We start from the raw sequence: 17797 nt of genomic DNA, 5'->3' as shown, positions 1-17797 counted from the left end.
TGAACAGAATGGAATTTAATGAGTATCAAAAAGAAGCTAAGCGGACATTATTCGGAAACGAACAAGTGCTAACAAATATCACCCTCGGGGTGGCTAATGAGGCCGGTCAGGTGGTTGACCTAGTGCAACGTTATACTTTTCAAGGTCGTCCACTTGATAAAGAAAAATTAACACATGAGCTTGGCGACACACTTTGGTATCTATCTCAAATAGCTGAGTGGGCCAACATTGATTTTGAAGAAGTTGCCAAAAAGAACATTGAAGAATTAAATGATCGTTATCCAGATCCACAACATGCAAAGTGGGAATAGGATAAAAAACAACCAGCGATTTTGCGCTGGTTGTTTTTTTGCGACAAGGCTTACTTGTCGGCTTTCTTTTTATCATCTTTTTTTGCTTCGTCTTTTAAATGCTCGCGCTTTAGTGGCGTTTTGTTCGGGTCCTTAATATCATCAGGATCGACAACAAATTGGTCAAACAGTTTATCTAAGTCTGTTTGCCGTTTGAAAGTTAAACCCATGTGAATTGCTCCTCTCCAAATCTAAAAACTAAGTTGGGCTAATTGTAGCAGATTTTGCTTAAAAACGAAAATGTGCAAATTTTATTCACGATTACCTGCATATACTCAGAAATAATGCATAAAACTAATTATTTTTAAAAAATAGTTGCATATTATTTCATCTAATCGTATACTCATTTACATTGTAAAACTTGATACGAGGGGCGAAATAGATGAAAAAATTTGCAAAGTGGTTACTTCTGGTCGTGACGATTGTCGTGACCTTGGGTGTAACCGGTAATATGAACACCAAGGCGGACAGCAATACACCAGCAACTGACCAGTACTTGAGTAAAGTGAAGGCGAAGGGGGAGCTGGTCGTTGGGACAAGTCCTGATTTTCCACCTTACGAATTTACAAAAAATATCAACGGCAAGTCAAAAGTTGTCGGGATGGACATGGAAATTTCCAAAAAGGTTGCCCATGATATGGGCGTGAAATTAGTTATTCGCCGGATGGATTTTGATTCATTATTGGTCGCACTCCAGACTGGTAAAGTTGATATGGTCATCGCAGGAATGAGCAAGACACCTAAACGGGCTAAGAGTGTCGACTTTAGTAACGTTTACTACAAGGCCGGCGAAGACCTAGTTATCAAGAAAAGCGATTTAAAGACGATCAAGAGTTATAAATCGTTAGCAGGAAAAGCAATCGGTGCGCAAACCGGCTCCATTCAGTACAACTTGGTCAAGAACCAAGCCACCAAGTCAACGCTGAAGGGAATGGACAAGGACACCGATTTAATTCTTGCACTGCAAACGAATAAAATTGATGCAATTGCTTTGGATCAGCCAACTGCTGAGGCGTATGCCAAGAATACTGATGGCTTGGTCGCCATTAACGCTCACTTTAAAGACGAAGGCGAACAAGGATCAGCCATTGCTTTTCCCAAGGGTGCTCAGTCTTTGGTTAATTCCGCAAATAAATCAATCGCCGAAATCAAAGCGAAAAATTTGATTCATAAACAATATTTGCCAAATGCTGGTAAATACTTGGCAACTGGAAAGTCTAAATCGGCTAAGGCAGCCAACTCAATGTGGGCTTACAAAGATTTCTTTATTGCCGGGGTTGGTTACACGCTGATGATTTCAGCAGTATCTGTTGTCATTGGTTTCTTGCTAGGTACTTTGTTAGCCTTAATGCGGTTAAGCAAGAACAAGATTGCTAATGGTATTTCAGTAAGTTACATTGAGTTTGTGCGGGGCACGCCACTGATGGTTCAGATTCTGTTTATCTACTTTGGCTTAGGCCTCGTGGTTAACATTCCGGCACTACTTTCTGGGATTATCGCAGTTTCATTGAATTCTGGGGCGTACGTTGCTGAAGTTATCCGTTCTGGGATCAGCTCTATTGCCGTTGGTCAAACGGAAGCGTCTCGCTCACTCGGATTATCAAGGTCGATGACGATGCGGTTTATCATCCTGCCACAAGCGATGAAGAACATTTGGCCAGCATTAGGGAATGAGTTTGTTTCCTTGATCAAGGAAAGTTCAATTGTTTCCATTATTGGGGTTAAGGATTTAATCTATCAGTCACGAATTGTTCAGGCAGATACTTATCGTGGGGTTATGCCATTACTGATTACCATGATTTTGTACTTTATTATGACGTTTGGCCTATCACGGCTGATGAAGTTCTTTGAAGGGAGAATGACACATGAATAACGAAACGGCGACGCCAGTGCTAGAAGTGAAACATCTGAAAAAGGTATTCGGCAAAAACGAGGTCTTGAAAGATATTAACGAGCAGGTTAGTAATGGTCAGGTGATTTGCTTGATTGGCCCATCTGGGGCTGGTAAAAGTACCTTTTTACGTTGTTTAAACATGTTAGACCAACCGACCTCTGGTGAGGTTTTGTTTGAAGGTCAGGACTTAACTAAATTAGACGATAAACAGCTAGACAAGACACGTGAAAACATGGGGATGGTGTTTCAGAGCTTTAACCTGTTTCCGCATAAAACAGTTATCGAAAACATTAAGCTGGCGCCAGTTAAAGTTAAGGGCGAAGACGATGCAACGGCGACCGCGACGGCAGAAAAGCTGTTGAAACAGGTTGGTTTGGAAAATAAGGCCGATGCTTTTCCAGCCAGTTTATCTGGTGGACAGCAACAACGGGTCGCCATTGCGCGGGCACTAGCCATGAATCCTAAGGTAATGTTGTTCGATGAGCCAACATCTGCACTTGATCCTGAAATGGTTGGTGAGGTATTAAAAGTGATGCAGGATCTTGCCAGTGAAGGGATGACAATGGTAGTTGTCACGCATGAAATGGGTTTTGCCCGTAATGTGGCCGATAAAGTTTGGTTCATGGCGGACGGCTATATTCAAGAGTCCGCTGAACCTAAAACATTCTTTGAACATCCTGAAACTGACCGGGCAAAGGACTTTCTTGCCAAAATTCTTGAGGCATAAACGTCAGGTTTCAAACTGTCGATGATTCAGTTTTTCTTAATCATGAGAGATAATCTTGGAGGCAAACATGGAAGACGCTGCTGCATTAAAGATTTTAACGGATTTGATTGCGATTCCGTCGGTTAATGATCGTGAATCAGAAGTTGCTGACTATTTGGCTGGCCTATTTAAGGACTTGCCGGCTCACATTGAACGCGTCACGTTTGCGCCAGGCCGTGACAATTTAGTTATTACAATTGGTGATCATGGGCCACTACTAGGCTTCTCAGGCCATGAGGATGTGGTTGCGGCTGGCAATGAAGCAGATTGGACTTTTCCACCATTTGCCGGCACAATTGATCAGGGCAATGTTTATGGCCGTGGCGCCAGCGATATGAAATCTGGTTTAGCTGCACAGGTGTTCGCAATGCTAGATCTATTAAAATCAAAACAACCGCTGCCTGGTCGTCTTCGTTTGTTAGCTTCAGTTGGTGAGGAAACAGGTGAGTATGGTGCTGCTCAGTTGACCCAACAAGGGTATGCTAATGACTTGGACGGACTGGTTATTGGTGAGCCCAGTGCGTTTGATATCAAGGTGACGCACAAGGGTGTTATTGACTATAAGGTTACCTCTCTGGGCAAGGGCTCCCATTCATCACGTCCTGATCAAGGCGTCAATGCAATTACGCCACTACTGAAGTTTGCTGAACAAGCTGAGTCAGTGATGGCAGCAAACAATAAACGAGACGATGTATTAGGCGGGCTAACGCATGTGATTAGCCAGATTGGCGGCGGCGAACAGATTAACTCAGTGCCAGCAAATGCTTGGCTAACCGGTAACATCCGAACAATTCCAGCCTATCCAAACGATGAGGTCATGGCCCAGTTAGAAGACATTATTGAGTCGTTAAACAAGGCGGGCGCTAAATTAAGTATTAGTTATAGTTATCCTGAGCTACCATTACCCTCACAGGCTGGCACTAAATTAGCAGAAATCACACAGGCCGTTTTGAAAAACACTATTCATCGGGGTGGTGAGTTAACTGCGGGGACGGGTGCGACAGATGCCTCGGAATATACGAAGGCAGGGCAGTTGCCAATCGTTATCGTCGGCCCTGCAGCAGGAACAACCGACCATCAAGTGAACGAAAACGTGGCCATTGATGACTATTTGACTGGGTGCCATTTCTATCGAGCCTTAGCGGAAGCGTTTTGGGCACAAACAGAAGAATAGGTTGCCAGACAAAAATAAGTTCAAAACTATTATTAACAAGGTAAGAGAGCGGGACATAACACGCTTTGGCTTTCTCAGGTAACGTGAATAAGGCGTTTATGGGGGTTTGTTTTTCCCATGAATGCCTTATTCGCGTTAAATGAGCAAAAGTCAGTGTTATGTCCCGGTTTCTTTGAACAGAATAGCTGGGACGTCTAACCAGACGTATTTCAAACGGACGCTCTTTTATTTTGCGAACACGCGTTCATGCGTTATAATTTAACTACGATTTTACGAGAACGGAGGCAGTTTTGTGGCATCAGAACACATTGAGCATAAATTAACGTTGCTACCGCCAATGCCCGGTTGTTACCTGATGAAGGACATTAACGGAAAGATTATTTATGTCGGCAAGGCCAAGAATTTGAAAAACCGTGTACGTTCCTACTTTAAGAGCAGTCACGAAGGCAAAACTGCCCAGTTAGTAGCTCACATTGTGGACTTTGAGACGATTGTGACGTCGACTGACAAGGAAGCTTTTTTGCTTGAAATCACACTAATTCAAAAACATCAGCCATACTACAATATTAAGTTGAAGCGGGGCACAGGTTACCCGTATATTAAAATTACGCATGAACGTGATCCGCGAATTATCATCGCAAACGATGTTAAGCACGACGGTGGCTATTATTTTGGACCGTATCCCAATGTTTACGCGGCCGAAGAAACACTACATTTCTTACAAAAAGTCTATCCATTGCGTCGTTGTTCTGGTTATCAAGGTCGACCATGCTTGTACTATCACATGGGGCAGTGTTTGGGGGCCTGCTTTAAAGAAGTTCCCGAGAGCGCGTACGATGAGCAGATCAAACGCATTAAATCGTTTTTAAACGGTAATACCGCACGAGTTATCAAACATTTGCAAACACAAATGAAAGAAGCGGCAGCCAGTTTGGAATTTGAGCGGGCCGCTGACCTACGTGATCAGTTGCACTACATCGACGTAACAGTTGAAAAGCAAAAGATTATCAGCAACGATCAGACTCCACGGGACATCTTTAATTTCTATCTGGACAAGGGATGGTTATCCATTCAGGTTTTCTTTGTGCGGCAAGCACGTTTGATGAAACGGGAAAAACGATTGTTCCCAGTTGTTTCAACGGCACCAGAGGAAATGCAAACGTTTATCATGCAGTTTTACAATCGAAAGAATGCTGTGTTGCCAAGAGAAATTTTGGTGCCCAGCAGTATTGACGAGGACACCCGGGAATCTATCGAAGATGTACTGAATGTTCCAGTTAACGTGCCTCAACGTGGCGTTCGTCGCGATCTGATGGAAATGGCGGGCAAGAACGCCCGACTGGTGTTGGAAGAAAAATTCCGTTTGTTAGAGTTAGACGAACACAAGACCACGGGTGCCATGCAAGAAATTGCGGATGCTCTGGGGTTACCACCCGTTTCTAAAATTGAAGCTTTTGACCATTCTCATGAACAGGGTGCTGATTTAGTTTCAGCAATGGTTGTTTTCGAAAATGGTCGACCGAATAAAAAGTTATATCGCAAGTATAAGTTACGCACGGTGGATCACGCTGATGAAACAGCCAGCACGATGGAAGTCATTCGTCGGCGTTACACACGTCTGCTTAAAGAACATGCAGATATGCCAGATTTAATTCTGATGGATGGTGGTGCAATTCAAATGAACGCGGCTAAGGATGTTCTAGAAAATGAGCTTGGCTTGGACATTCCAGTCGCTGGGATGGTTAAAAATGACCATCACCGGACAGCAGACCTAATGTTTGGCGAGGATGACGAGCATCTAAATCTGGATCCTAAGTCACAAGGCTTCTATTTGTTACAGCGAATTCAAGATGAAGTGCACCGGTTTGCCATCACGTTCCACCGTCAACTGCACAATAAGAATTCATTAAGCTCACGTTTGGATCAAATTCAGGGTGTGGGACCAAAAACGCGCGCAAAACTATTGAAAAAGTACGGTTCTCTGAAGAAGATTGCTGCTGCTCCAGTTAGTGATCTGCACGAATTAGGCTTGTCAGAAACGGTTGCACAAACTGTCCACGTGGCTGTGGCGGCAATGGTTACCGGTGAAGCCCAACAGTCGTTAAGTTATCTAGACCGTCAGCAAACAATTTAACTCATTTGAGTAGGTTAAGGACGTTGCTTTCAGACAGATGGGAGCAACGTCCTTTTCGTTTATGTTTGGCGAAGTTAGCATGACGTTTGCATTCGAAGAATTATGTTAACAAGATAGTGACTAAATGCAGAATTGTTTTTTGACCGAGCGTGTATTGCACTGTACAATGGGATGAGCGAATTGTTCGAAGATAGACGATTGTGGGATGCATAACTGGTCGCCACATTGATATAGAAACCAAGAAATTATGGAGAAACACAAATGGCATTTGTCGATAAAGCAACAATTGAAGTAAAAGCAGGAAACGGTGGTAACGGGATCGTTTCATTTAGACGTGAAAAATTTGTCGCTAACGGTGGTCCTTTCGGTGGCGATGGCGGACATGGTGGTAGTGTCATCATGGTCGTTGACGAAGGCTTACGGACATTAATGGACTTTCGGTATAACCGACACTATAAGGCTAAACACGGTGGCAACGGGATGACCAAGGGAATGACAGGTCGATCAGCAGCTGATTTGTACGTTAAGGTGCCAGGTGGAACCATCGTGCGAAACCTCGACACAGACGAAGTGCTGGGTGATTTAACTGAACCAGGTCAAGAACTTGTCATTGCCAAGGGTGGCCGTGGCGGTCGTGGCAACATGAAGTTTGCTACACCCAAAAATCCTGCCCCAGAAATCGCTGAAAATGGTGAACCAGGTCAGGAACTACGTATTGGTTTGGAATTGCAATTATTGGCCGATGTTGGCTTAGTTGGTTTTCCATCTGTCGGGAAATCGACATTGATGTCTGTTATTACAAATGCAAAGCCTAAAATTGCCGCTTATCATTTCACAACGATCGATCCTAATATTGGGATGGTCCGTTTGGATGATGGTCGGGACTTTGTTATGGCTGATTTACCGGGTCTGATTGAAGGTGCGAGCGATGGTGTTGGCCTCGGTTTTCAATTTCTCCGACATGTGGAACGGACGCGTGTCTTATTACATTTAGTGGCAATGGCTGGCGATGATTTCCTTGATGAAGAAAATGCGATGGCCCCGATTGATGCCTTTCATGCGATTAACAAGGAATTGGGCAATTATGATGCCAGCCTGTTAGATCGGCCTCAGATTGTGGTCGCTACTAAGATGGATCTTCCAGGGGCGGCAGAACGTTTTGAAGCCTTTAAAACTGCTTTGGCCGAAGATGACTCATTGTCAACGAAGCCAACTGTAATGGCGATTTCTTCCGTTTCTCACGAAGGGTTAAAACCATTAATTCAAGCCACGGCGACGCTACTTGACCAAACACCGGCATTTGTTCCGCAAGCGGATGAAGATCTTGGTGTTATGTATCAATATCAAGATGACGAAAAGCCTGCGTTTGAAGTTCAGCACACGGATGACGGCATCTGGTTATTGACCGGTGACAAGATTGAACGCTTATTTAAGATGACGAATACACAACATGAACAAAGTATGGTCCGTTTTGCCCGTCAACTGCGGACAATGGGCGTGGATGACGCGTTGCGAGAAGCGGGTGCACAGGATGGCGATACGGTCCAAATTTTGGACTTCACTTTCGATTTTGTTGAGTAGCTGAATCTAGTAATACGGTCATTTGTTCGTGAAAACGGGTAGGGGTTTAACAGATGCAAACAGCAAAAACGTCGAGTCATCGGCGTTACATAACAGGTATAGATGGTTTGCGGACACTTGCAGTATTAGGTGTGATCGCTTATCACTTGTTACCAGCGGCACTTCCAGGTGGTTTTCTGGGTGTGCCCATTTTCTTTGGGTTAACAGGTTACCTGGTAACTGATAGTTTTTTGAACTTAATTAATAAAGGAACTTCGCTAGCGGTTAACCATTTTTACAAACGGCGGATTCAACGATTGTATCCGGCCTTGGTAGCGATGTTGGCCTTAACCAGCACGTACATCACGTTGTTTGCCCGTAATCTATTGGTTGGTTTGCGGGGAACCATTGTCACCAACTTGCTGTACGTTTATAACTGGTTCGAAATCAATCATGGTCAGTCATACTTCGATCGTTTCAACGGTGAGTCGCCTTTCACCCATTTGTGGACGTTGTCTATTGAAGGTCAGTTTTATCTTTTCTGGCCCTTTATTATTTGGGGACTTGTGAAACTGTTCAAACGCCGGTCACGGGTGGCCGGTGCACTGATGGTTGGGGCTGTCATATCGGCACTTTTAATGGCAGTCCTTTTTAAAGACGCTAATCAGGTCAACCGGGTATACTATGGCACGGACACGCGGGCCTTTTCAATCTTGATGGGGGCAGCGTTGGCGGCAGTTTGGCCAGCTAATCATCTAAATGCAAATCTACACGCTGCTGGTCAGCGATTGTTAAATTGGGTCGGTGGTATTAGCCTGTTAGTCATGTTTATTCTGTACTGGGTGATGACAGGAACATCATCTTTCACGTATCGTGGTGGGATGTTCTTGTTTTCCATTTTTGCGACTGCGATGATAGCCGTTATTGTTCATCCTGGGGCCAGTTGGAATAAATGGTTGACCAATCCTGTATTCAACTGGGTTGGCAAACGCAGTTACGGCATTTACCTGTATCAGTTTCCGGTCATGATTTTTTATGAGCAACGGGTCGTCAACATTGCTCAACATACTGTGCTTAATGCGTTGGCGGAATTGGTATTGATCCTACTGTTAGCCGAGTTATCCTATCGATTTATTGAACAACCAATTGCTCATGGACGTTTTACATCTTGGTGGGCGATGGTCAAAGCACCAAAGACTTGGCGGCAGTATCCGCGCGAAGTGATTACGAGCGCGGTGCTTGTTCTCGCATCACTGATAACTATGGTTGGGTATGCTCAAGCAACACCTCGCAAGAAGCCCCCCGTCGATGCTGTAACTAAACACATCAAAGCGGCCGGGAAACAGACGGCTAAAAAGAATCGTGAAGTGGCCGCTCAAAAGGGTGCATTTGATGCTTCTGAGAAAGCTACAGCCCAAACGAACCAAAAGGCCAATAAGCAATTGTCTGCTCAGCAAAAGAAGCTCGCCAAGGCCTTTGACCTTCAGCCAGCGACAATGCTGTCGGCACAGCACATATCGCTAACGGCGGTGGGTGACTCGGTGCTGGTGGATAATGCGGACAGCTTGCAACAAGTGTTTGGGCACGCCTATGTAGACGCTAAGGTTGGCCGTCAGGTTTGGGAAGCGCCGTCAGTGATTCAATCACTAAAAAAACGCCATTTACTGGCGTCGACGGTTTTAATCAATCTGGGAACAAATTCGCCATTAACACAAACACAAATTGACGATGTGTTGAAAGCGGTAGGCCCAAAACGGAAAGTCTTTTGGGTCAATACAATGGTACCGACGAAAACATGGCAAAATCAGGTTAACGATTTAATTGCGATAAATGCCAAACGGTCTAAGCAGGTTTATCTTGTTGATTGGTATGGTGCTAGTCATGATCAACCAAGTTGGTTTGGCCCGGACCATGTCCATCCCAACCCACAAGGTAGTATTGCCTATACACGATTGGTGACAAATACGGTCGTTCAAAAAAGTATTTCACCAAAAAAATAGGGCTCAACATAATCGTTGAACCAAACTAGTGTCACATAAACATAATTTTTTCGTCAATCAGACGATAACCAAATAGCTCACGGGTTGTCGGTGACGCAATTGCGGCTTGAGCCGCAATTCGCCAACTGCCCGGGAGCTTTTGCGTTCTAGTCACGAATGCATCTAGCGTTAGTGGTCGACCAGCATGGGTTAAGTCTAAGTCCAGTATTAAGCGATGATCTGTCGGAGATTTGGTTAAGCTTACTACTGGTTGTGGATTGCCATCAACAGCAACAAATAAGGGTCGCTGCATGTCGTAATCGGCGGTGGAAAATTTAAAATCGACTAAGCGCATCGGTTTGGTGGTCCTTTCTGACTATTTATTAACAGTCATTTTATTACAGTTCAGCTTACCATAGTGGCGGTTGGTGACGATTGTTTTTTGGCTTCAAATTCAGTAGAATTGAATGCGAACTGAATGTTGACTACTGTGTCATCGTTCTTATTTAGGAACTCATAAAGATGTGTGAACTCATTAATAATATAGTAAATACTTTTATATAGGGATTAGGTAGAAGAATAGTTATGGAGATTGAATTTTTAGGTACTGGTGCCGGTTCACCGGCTAAAGCGCGCAATGTGTCGAGTCTTGCACTCCGTTTGTTGGATGAGCGTAATGCAGTTTGGTTATTTGATTGTGGTGAAGGCACCCAACATCAAATTTTAAATACAACGTTGAAGCCACGCAAAATTGAAAAGATTTTTATTACGCATCTACATGGTGACCACTTATTTGGGTTGCCGGGTTTGCTGAGTTCACGTTCGTTTCAGGGTGGCAATGAGCCATTGACGATTTACGGACCTAGAGGGATTAAGGAATATGTTCAGACAAGTTTGCGGTTGTCCGAGTCTGCGTTGACGTATCCTTTGAAGTTTGTGGAGCTCAGTGGGGATGGTGTTATTTTTGATGACGCAACCTTCACAGTTTCATGCAAACGGTTAGATCACAAAATTGTGAGTTTTGGCTACCGAATTGTTGAAAAAGATCACCAAGGTGAATTGCTCGTGGACAAACTAGCCGCGGCCAAAGTGCCATCCGGACCGGTATATGGTCAGTTGAAGGCTGGTAAAACCGTTTCTTTGCCAGATGGGCGAACACTTAATGGTAAGGACTTCATCGGCCCCTCTCAAAAGGGCCGAATTGTGACAATTTTGGGTGATACACGTAAGACACGGCGAGCGACAGAATTAGCGCAGGATGCGGATGTACTGGTTCATGAAAGTACGTTTGCGGCAAACGAAAGTAAACTGGCGCGTAACTATTATCATTCAACTAGCGAACAGGCTGCTCAGGTAGCCCATGACGCCCACGTAGGCCGATTACTGATGAATCACATTTCGGCGCGTTATAATGGACGTGGTGCTAAAGAATTAGAGCGTCAGGCTCGCGCAACGTTTGCCAATTCAAAGGTTGTTCGGGACTTTGACGTCATTGATATCCCTTTTAAAAAATAAACCGTACAAATAGTTACGGCAGTTGAGGTGAGTGCTAATGATGAACTTATCAAGTCGATTAAAAGAACTGCGTGATTTGAAGAATCGGATTGTTTTAATTACTGGCGCATCTTCCGGAATTGGGCAAGCGGCCGCCTTTGAAGTTGCTCGTCGCGGGGCAATCGTGGTTTTGGTTGCCCGTAATGAGTTGAAGTTAAATCAGGTTGCTCAACAGTGCATGTTGTATTCTGGCCGGCCAGCCTTTGCGTTTGCGCTGGATGTCGCTAATCCAGCGGCTATCGACAAAACTTTGAGTCAGGTCCGCCATGAAGTGGGTGCAGTAGATGTTGTCATTAATGCTGCCGGTTTTGGCGACATGGAACCAGCAGTTGATACCGATCCTGAGGTAACAGACCGGATGTTTCGGGTCAACGTGCTTGGCTTGATCTACATTACGCGTCAGCTAGCCAGCGACATGATCGATAAACATTATGGGGCAATCATTAACATTGCTTCCGTGGCTGCAAAGATTCCGACGCCGAAGGCTGCAGTTTACACAGCGACAAAAACGGCCGTTGTCGGTTACAGTGATGTGTTACGGCAAGAGTTACGGCCGTTTGGCATTCAGGTGACAACCGTCAATCCAGGTCCTGTTGCGACCAACTTCTTCAATATCGCAGATCAAGACGGCGACTACTTGTCAAAAGTTGCCAACTTCACTGTGACGCCTCAACTGGTAGCTGAACGACTGGTTGATACCATTGGTTATCATGTGCGCGAAATTACTGTACCACGTTATTTTGTCGCAGCCTCAGTGGCCTATCATTTGTTCCCAACGGTTGGTGATTTTGTTATCGAACAGCTATTTAAACCGCACGCACCTAAGCGCATGCAACTGAGTGCTGAAAATGACGAACCTTCAACTGACACTGATCCGACGGAGGCACCAGAATGAAAAATCAATGGCGTTTAATTGCAGGATTGATTCTAGTGCTACTTGTCGCAATTTTTGCTGTCATGAACGGAAATAGTGTACCCATTCATTTTGGTGTAGCGACGGTTAAGTGGCCGATGATCTTGATTCTCATTGTGTCACTTTTGCTTGGTGCCATTATTGCACTGTTAGTGACGGCCGGAACACATGCCAGTGACAAACGAAATGGCAAACGCGCTGACAGCGAAGCAACTGCGGAAAATGATCAATTAAAGAAGCGAAATGAAGAATTAACGAGTAAAAATAAACAGCTTAATGGCCTTTTAGATGATCGAGACAAGACCATTGAGCAGTTACAGCAGAAACTTAGTCAACAAAACAATGCGAATTAGTTTCTGTAATGCGAGATGAAAACATCGTTATTGTGATTAAGGAGAGGTGTTTGTTTTCTGAATGTAGGGAACAAACGCCTTTCCAGTTGTGGATTTATTTAGACGTAGGTGAGGAGGAAAGACTGTGCTAGAGTCCAAGTACGATTGGCAACAGGCGCCACAGGTTGCAGGCGAAAAGGTCGTGACATTTGCTCACGACCTTGATGTTTCACCCTTTATGGCACGATTGTTATTAGCACGAAGGTTAGACACTGTTGATAAGGTCAACGAGTGGCTGAAACCAACTATTGATGTACTGCATGATCCACACCAAATGTTTGATATCGAAAAAGGCGTTGCCCGGATTCAGTCAGCTGTTGAGGCCGGTGATCAGATTACGGTATATGGCGATTACGACGCTGACGGTTTGACCAGTACATCGTTAATGTATGAGGCTTTAGATCAGCTTGGAGCTAACGTGAACACATACATTCCTAACCGTTTCACGGATGGATACGGGCCCAACGTAGCAGCTTTTAATCGACTAATTGATGCTGGTACGCAGCTGTTTGTCACAGTGGATAATGGGGTAGCTGGTAATGAGGCAATCGAAGCCGCTGCCAAACGTGGAGTTGATGTCGTCGTTACTGATCATCATGAGCTACCAGAGCAATTACCCAATGCTGCTGCCATTATTCACCCTCGCCATCCACAAGGACATTATCCATTTGGCGGATTATCTGGTGTTGGGGTGGCCTTTAAAGTGGCCCAAGTGCTCTTAGATGCGACTGCCGATGAGTTAAGCGATGAGTTAGACTTGGTTGCTATTGGCGAAATTGCGGACTTAGTGCCACTAAATGACGAAAATCATGCGCTCGTTAAATTTGGACTGCAGGTAATTGCTAATACGCAGCGGCCAGGACTGATTGCATTGATGAAGGCTGCGGGTATTGACGGACAGACCATCAATGAAGAGCACGTTGGTTTTGGCATTGCGCCGCGTTTAAACGCGTTGGGCAGACTTGGGGATGCCAATCCAGCGGTCGAGTTGCTAACTACGTTTGATGATGCGCGTGCTGAAGAGTTGGCTTCGGAAATTAATGCCCAAAATGAGAAGCGACAACAGCTGGTTAAGGATATCAGCGGTGATGCCTTGGCACAGGCGCAGACACCGGACAATCAGGCCCGCAAAACGCTCATTATTCATGGCAAGGGGTGGCATGAAGGCGTACTGGGAATTGTGGCTAGCAAAATCGTTGAGGCCACGCACAAACCAACCCTAGTCATGAGCGAAGATTCAGAAAAAGGGACGTTAAAGGGCTCCGGTCGCTCGATTGCAGGTTATGATTTGTTTAACGCTATCAATCCTGTTCGTGACCAAATGATAGCGTTTGGTGGTCATGCGATGGCGTGCGGCTTGACCTGTCCGATAGACCAGCTTGATACTTTAGCCACTGCGCTGGAACAAGCCTGTGTCGATCAATCGGTTGATTTGACAGCTAAACCTGAGTTGCCTGTTGCTGGGCTGATCCCACTCGCAGACGTTAATGCGGCTGATTACGGTGCAGTTCAAGAACTCGGTCCGTTTGGAACGGATAATCCACAGCCGGTATTCGCGTTTAAACCAACTTTAGTAGACAATGTGCGCACTATGGGTGCGGCTAAGAACCATCTCAAATTTCAGATGTCAGATGAAGCGGGGCATCAAGTCGCGGCTATCGCTTTTGGGCGCGGTCATCAGAGTGAACAGGTCACTGCTAACCCTGAAAATGTGAGTGTTGTTGGTACATTGTCGGCCAATACATGGCAGGGGAAGACAACTTATCAGGTAATGGTAAAAGACTTTTCGGTGACTGGTATTACGATTGTAGATAGTCGAACGAATCATCTGGCCAAGTCATTGTTTGAACAACCTGACACCTATTTATTTTTCCACAAGAAGTTGGTTGATCAATTACAAAGTTATTTGCCAGAAGGGGCGCAGTCTTTGTGTGTTGGTCGTGATGAACTGCCGTCAAGCTGTGATCATTTGATTATTGTCGATTGTCCGGATGATCTGGATGATTTAAAGCAAGTGCTGAGTCAAATCAAAACGGATGAATTAACAGCCTACTTTTATGAACACGATTCAGCCTATTTAGATGGTATGCCAAGTCGTGCAGAGTATGGCAAACTGTTTAAGTTCGTTGCTAGTCATCAGAATGTTGATATTGCTCATCAGTTGCCAACGTTGGCAAAGTATCTCCAAATTGATGACGCCAAATTGATTTTTATGATACAGCTGTTTTTTGAGGTGGGATTTGTTAAAATAGACTCTGGCGTTATGAATGGGGTGAGTGAACCACCGCACGTAAATCTTACTGATGCAGCGGCTTACCGACAACGTTTGACACGTATCGATACTGAAGAAAAATTACTTTATTCCAAGGCACCTCAACTGAAAGCTTGGTTGATGGGCGCCATGAGCTAAGCTTAAAGGAGCTGTAAAAATTGGCTTTAGACTTAACAAAATACATTGCAACGGTGCCAGATTATCCCGAAAAGGGCATCATGTTTCGTGACATCTCACCGTTGATGGGTGACGGCGCTGCATATCACCAAGCGACCGATACCATCGTCAATTATGCGCGTGACAAGCAGGTTGATATGGTCGTTGGTCCAGAATCTCGTGGTTTTATCGTTGGCTGTCCAGTGGCTTATGAATTAGGCATTGGCTTTGCGCCAGCACGCAAGAAGGGCAAGTTGCCACGTAAAACAATCAAAGCGGACTATGCTTTGGAATATGGCACTGCTTCGTTATACATGCATGAAGATGCGATTAAGCCAGGCCAACGGGTATTAGTTACGGATGATATTCTGGCAACTGGTGGTACGATTGAAGCAACCATCAAGCTTGTTGAACAGCTTGGTGGCGTTGTTGTTGGTTGTGCATTCTTACTTCAATTGAAGGATTTGCATGGGTTAGACAAACTAAAAGATTACGATACATTAGTCTTAATGGACTATTAAATCGTTTGGTGTGGCGTAGTTTCGCGTCACGCCTTTTTAGTCTCTGAGATTGTCAGGACAGCGTAATCAATTGTTTTAATATTGCAAATTCATCGTATAAAAAACGCCGTAAATGAACATTGCTGCTCATTTACGGCGTTATCAATTACTTATGATTCTTCTTCAGACTATGAAGGATTTGTAGGGCCTTCTTACGAGTCTTGATGTTGGGACTTCTTAGGTTTCGCGTCGCTGTGCTTTGATCTATTTTCATTTAGTTTGCCTCTTTTATAATTTGTTTGCCATTGTAAAAGCCATTGGGAGAAACGTGATGACTCATCACGTATTCACCAGTTTGTGCGTCAAAGTGGATCGCTGGTGCTGTGATCTTATGCGCCGCACGGCGTTGGTTACGCCGAGTTTTGGATGTTTTACGTGCTGGAGTGGCCATAATCAAGCCTTCTTTCGTTTATATTGTAAATGGTAATTGTTACTTTTTACAGTATAAACTAAACATTAACTTCGTCAACTACTTTGTTTAGACTGAGTTAAAAAGTGCTTATTTCAATTGATAAAAATGAGCTCTACCGTTGTGTAGGGGCGTTTTTATGCTATACTATTTGAGTACCTCTTGGAGAGTTGGCAGAGTGGTAATGCAACGGACTCGAAATCCGTCGAACCCGTTTATAGCGGGCGCGCAGGTTCAAATCCTGTACTCTCCTTTATACCCTTGGCAGGAAAACACCACCCATTGACGTTTGATGAGTGGTGTTTTTTCTAAATTAAATTAATGCCTGGGCGTTTTTGGAAACAACTAAAATTGATCTGTTAAAAGGGAGCTTGCTAGGATGAACATTGGTATCGATAAAATGGGGTTCTATACACCTCATTTGGTGTTGGATATGACGGATTTAGCTCATGCACGCGGGGATGACCCTGATAAGTATCATATCGGCATTGGTCAATCAGAAATGGCTGTCGTTCCGCCAACGCAAGACGTGGTTACTATGGCAGCCAACGCAGCAAATCAAATTATCGACGAATCGGACAAGCAGGCGATTGATCTGATTTTATTTGCAACTGAATCTGGAATTGATAACTCTAAGTCTGGTGCCGTTTATGTCCAACGTTTGCTCGGACTAACGGAACATACACGAGCCATTGAGGTCAAACAGGCTTGTTACTCCGCAACGGCGGCTTTGCAATTAGCAAAAGACTACGTTGCTGCACATCCGCAACGTAAAGCACTAGTTTTGGCAAGTGATATCGCCCGTTATGGCTTACATACACCCGGAGAAATCACCCAAGGCGCGGGCGCTGTCGCCATGGTTGTAAGCGCGGACCCACAAATATTAGCAATCAGCGACCAAAGTACGTATTTAACGCAAGACGTGATGGACTTTTGGCGGCCAGTTTATGCAACGGAAGCGCGTGTGGATGGTCACTTTTCCGCCAACATTTACGTCGACTTTTTTACAAATGTTTGGACTCGATTCAAAAAGACATATGATGCCGATGTAACAGATTTTGACGCAATGCTGTTTCACTTACCATTTTCTAAAATGGGGTTAAAAGCACTGCGAACCATATTGCCCACGGATGAAACAGTAGCATCTCGGTTGACCGAGAACTTTGAATCTGCCAGATTGTGGAACCGGCATGTTGGCAACCTCTACACGGGCTCATTATATTTGAGCTTGTTGTCATTATTAGCAAACGGTACATTGTCAGCTAATGCTCAGCTGGGCCTGTTTAGCTATGGCTCTGGTGCAGAAGGTGAATTTTACACAGCAACGGTACAGCCGAACTATCGGAACGGGTTTAATCGGGCCAAAATTGAATCATTACTCAATGCGCGTCAACGGGTATCTGTGGCCGAATATGAACAATTATTTAATGATCAATTACCAACTAACGGCAGTACCAAAAAAACGAACATTGCGGCCGATCCCGCGCGTTTTGTGCTTGCCGGCATTGATAATGAACAGCGTCAGTACCAAGCACATTAGTTGACGAGAAATTCCGTCAATAACTACAGTCGTAACTCAGATTAGTGCCACTGCGTCAATCGCAATGGATACGACTATACGATTTTGTGACCGATAAAGTCTAAAGCTCTCGTTAATTCGAGGGCTTTTTTGTTTGCAAACGAA

17 protein-coding genes and 1 tRNA gene are annotated in these 17797 nt (G+C 44.6%); 14 read left to right on the top strand and 4 right to left on the bottom strand.

Annotated features, from left to right (window positions below; translation table 11 throughout):
- Positions 1–8: 8 nt before the first annotated feature.
- Positions 9–311: a nucleoside triphosphate pyrophosphohydrolase family protein gene (locus LROSL1_RS07495; protein WP_017262020.1), complete on the top strand. Its 303-nt coding sequence runs from the start codon at positions 9–11 to the stop codon at positions 309–311.
- Between the two features lie 50 nt (positions 312–361).
- On the opposite strand, the gene LROSL1_RS07490 is transcribed toward LROSL1_RS07495, so the two are convergent.
- Positions 362–520 carry an SPJ_0845 family protein gene (locus LROSL1_RS07490; protein WP_178914221.1) on the bottom strand — a complete coding sequence of 53 codons (159 nt, stop codon included), beginning with the start codon at positions 518–520 and terminating at the stop codon, positions 362–364.
- Between the two features lie 212 nt (positions 521–732).
- Between LROSL1_RS07490 and LROSL1_RS07485 the strand changes: the two genes are divergently transcribed.
- From LROSL1_RS07485 to LROSL1_RS07460, 6 genes are all read left to right on the top strand, one after another.
- Positions 733–2223 (top strand): ABC transporter substrate-binding protein/permease, encoded by a 1491-nt coding sequence (locus LROSL1_RS07485; RefSeq protein ID WP_178914220.1) that lies wholly within the window; start codon positions 733–735, stop codon positions 2221–2223.
- Positions 2216–2971 (top strand): amino acid ABC transporter ATP-binding protein, encoded by a 756-nt coding sequence (locus tag LROSL1_RS07480; RefSeq protein WP_017262017.1) that lies wholly within the window; start codon positions 2216–2218, stop codon positions 2969–2971. Before LROSL1_RS07485 ends, LROSL1_RS07480 begins: the two co-directional genes overlap by 8 nt.
- A gap of 67 nt (positions 2972–3038) precedes the next feature.
- Entirely contained in the window at positions 3039–4184 is a 1146-nt protein-coding gene (locus LROSL1_RS07475) for an ArgE/DapE family deacylase (protein WP_178914219.1), read from the top strand.
- Positions 4185–4476: 292 nt separating this feature from the next.
- Positions 4477–6318, top strand: a complete 1842-nt coding sequence (gene uvrC / locus LROSL1_RS07470) for an excinuclease ABC subunit UvrC (RefSeq protein ID WP_161003085.1) — start codon at positions 4477–4479, stop codon at positions 6316–6318.
- Positions 6319–6579: 261 nt separating this feature from the next.
- Positions 6580–7899 carry a GTPase ObgE gene (gene obgE, locus LROSL1_RS07465; protein WP_017262014.1) on the top strand — a complete coding sequence of 440 codons (1320 nt, stop codon included), beginning with the start codon at positions 6580–6582 and terminating at the stop codon, positions 7897–7899.
- 53 nt (positions 7900–7952) lie between these two features.
- The gene (locus LROSL1_RS07460) at positions 7953–9878 is read left to right on the top strand and encodes an acyltransferase family protein (protein WP_178914218.1); all 1926 of its coding nucleotides are present in this window, start codon (positions 7953–7955) and stop codon (positions 9876–9878) included.
- Positions 9879–9909: 31 nt separating this feature from the next.
- On the opposite strand, the gene LROSL1_RS07455 is transcribed toward LROSL1_RS07460, so the two are convergent.
- Complete coding sequence (locus LROSL1_RS07455; protein WP_178914217.1) at positions 9910–10212, bottom strand: hypothetical protein; 303 nt, start codon at positions 10210–10212, stop codon at positions 9910–9912.
- 230 nt (positions 10213–10442) lie between these two features.
- Between LROSL1_RS07455 and rnz the strand changes: the two genes are divergently transcribed.
- From rnz to LROSL1_RS07430, 5 genes are all read left to right on the top strand, one after another.
- Positions 10443–11372 carry a ribonuclease Z gene (gene rnz, locus LROSL1_RS07450; RefSeq protein WP_017262011.1) on the top strand — a complete coding sequence of 310 codons (930 nt, stop codon included), beginning with the start codon at positions 10443–10445 and terminating at the stop codon, positions 11370–11372.
- 37 nt (positions 11373–11409) lie between these two features.
- A complete protein-coding gene (locus tag LROSL1_RS07445; RefSeq protein ID WP_178914216.1) occupies positions 11410–12306 on the top strand; it encodes an SDR family NAD(P)-dependent oxidoreductase in 897 nt (298 codons plus the stop codon).
- On the top strand, positions 12303–12677 hold the full coding sequence (locus LROSL1_RS07440) for a lipopolysaccharide assembly protein LapA domain-containing protein (RefSeq protein WP_178914215.1): 375 nt from the start codon (positions 12303–12305) through the stop codon (positions 12675–12677). Before LROSL1_RS07445 ends, LROSL1_RS07440 begins: the two co-directional genes overlap by 4 nt.
- Before the next feature lie 124 nt (positions 12678–12801).
- A complete protein-coding gene (recJ, locus tag LROSL1_RS07435) occupies positions 12802–15126 on the top strand; it encodes a single-stranded-DNA-specific exonuclease RecJ (RefSeq protein WP_178914214.1) in 2325 nt (774 codons plus the stop codon).
- Between the two features lie 20 nt (positions 15127–15146).
- Positions 15147–15665 carry an adenine phosphoribosyltransferase gene (locus LROSL1_RS07430; RefSeq protein WP_017262007.1) on the top strand — a complete coding sequence of 173 codons (519 nt, stop codon included), beginning with the start codon at positions 15147–15149 and terminating at the stop codon, positions 15663–15665.
- A gap of 145 nt (positions 15666–15810) precedes the next feature.
- Here the strand turns inward: LROSL1_RS07430 and LROSL1_RS07425 are convergent, their stop codons facing one another.
- Both LROSL1_RS07425 and rpmF read right to left on the bottom strand, forming a co-directional pair.
- Positions 15811–15918, bottom strand: a complete 108-nt coding sequence (locus LROSL1_RS07425) for a putative metal homeostasis protein (RefSeq protein WP_017262006.1) — start codon at positions 15916–15918, stop codon at positions 15811–15813.
- Entirely contained in the window at positions 15919–16095 is a 177-nt protein-coding gene (gene rpmF, locus LROSL1_RS07420) for a 50S ribosomal protein L32 (RefSeq protein ID WP_017262005.1), read from the bottom strand.
- 182 nt (positions 16096–16277) lie between these two features.
- Between rpmF and LROSL1_RS07415 the strand changes: the two genes are divergently transcribed.
- Together LROSL1_RS07415 and LROSL1_RS07410 are read left to right on the top strand one after the other, a co-directional pair.
- A tRNA-Ser gene (locus LROSL1_RS07415) sits at positions 16278–16366 on the top strand.
- 126 nt (positions 16367–16492) lie between these two features.
- Complete coding sequence (locus LROSL1_RS07410; RefSeq protein WP_178914213.1) at positions 16493–17653, top strand: hydroxymethylglutaryl-CoA synthase; 1161 nt, start codon at positions 16493–16495, stop codon at positions 17651–17653.
- Positions 17654–17797 lie beyond the last annotated feature (144 nt).

Source organism: Furfurilactobacillus rossiae (assembly GCF_013394005.1).
GTDB lineage: Bacteria > Bacillota > Bacilli > Lactobacillales > Lactobacillaceae > Furfurilactobacillus > Furfurilactobacillus rossiae.
This window is presented reverse-complemented; position numbering and strand designations above follow the sequence as displayed.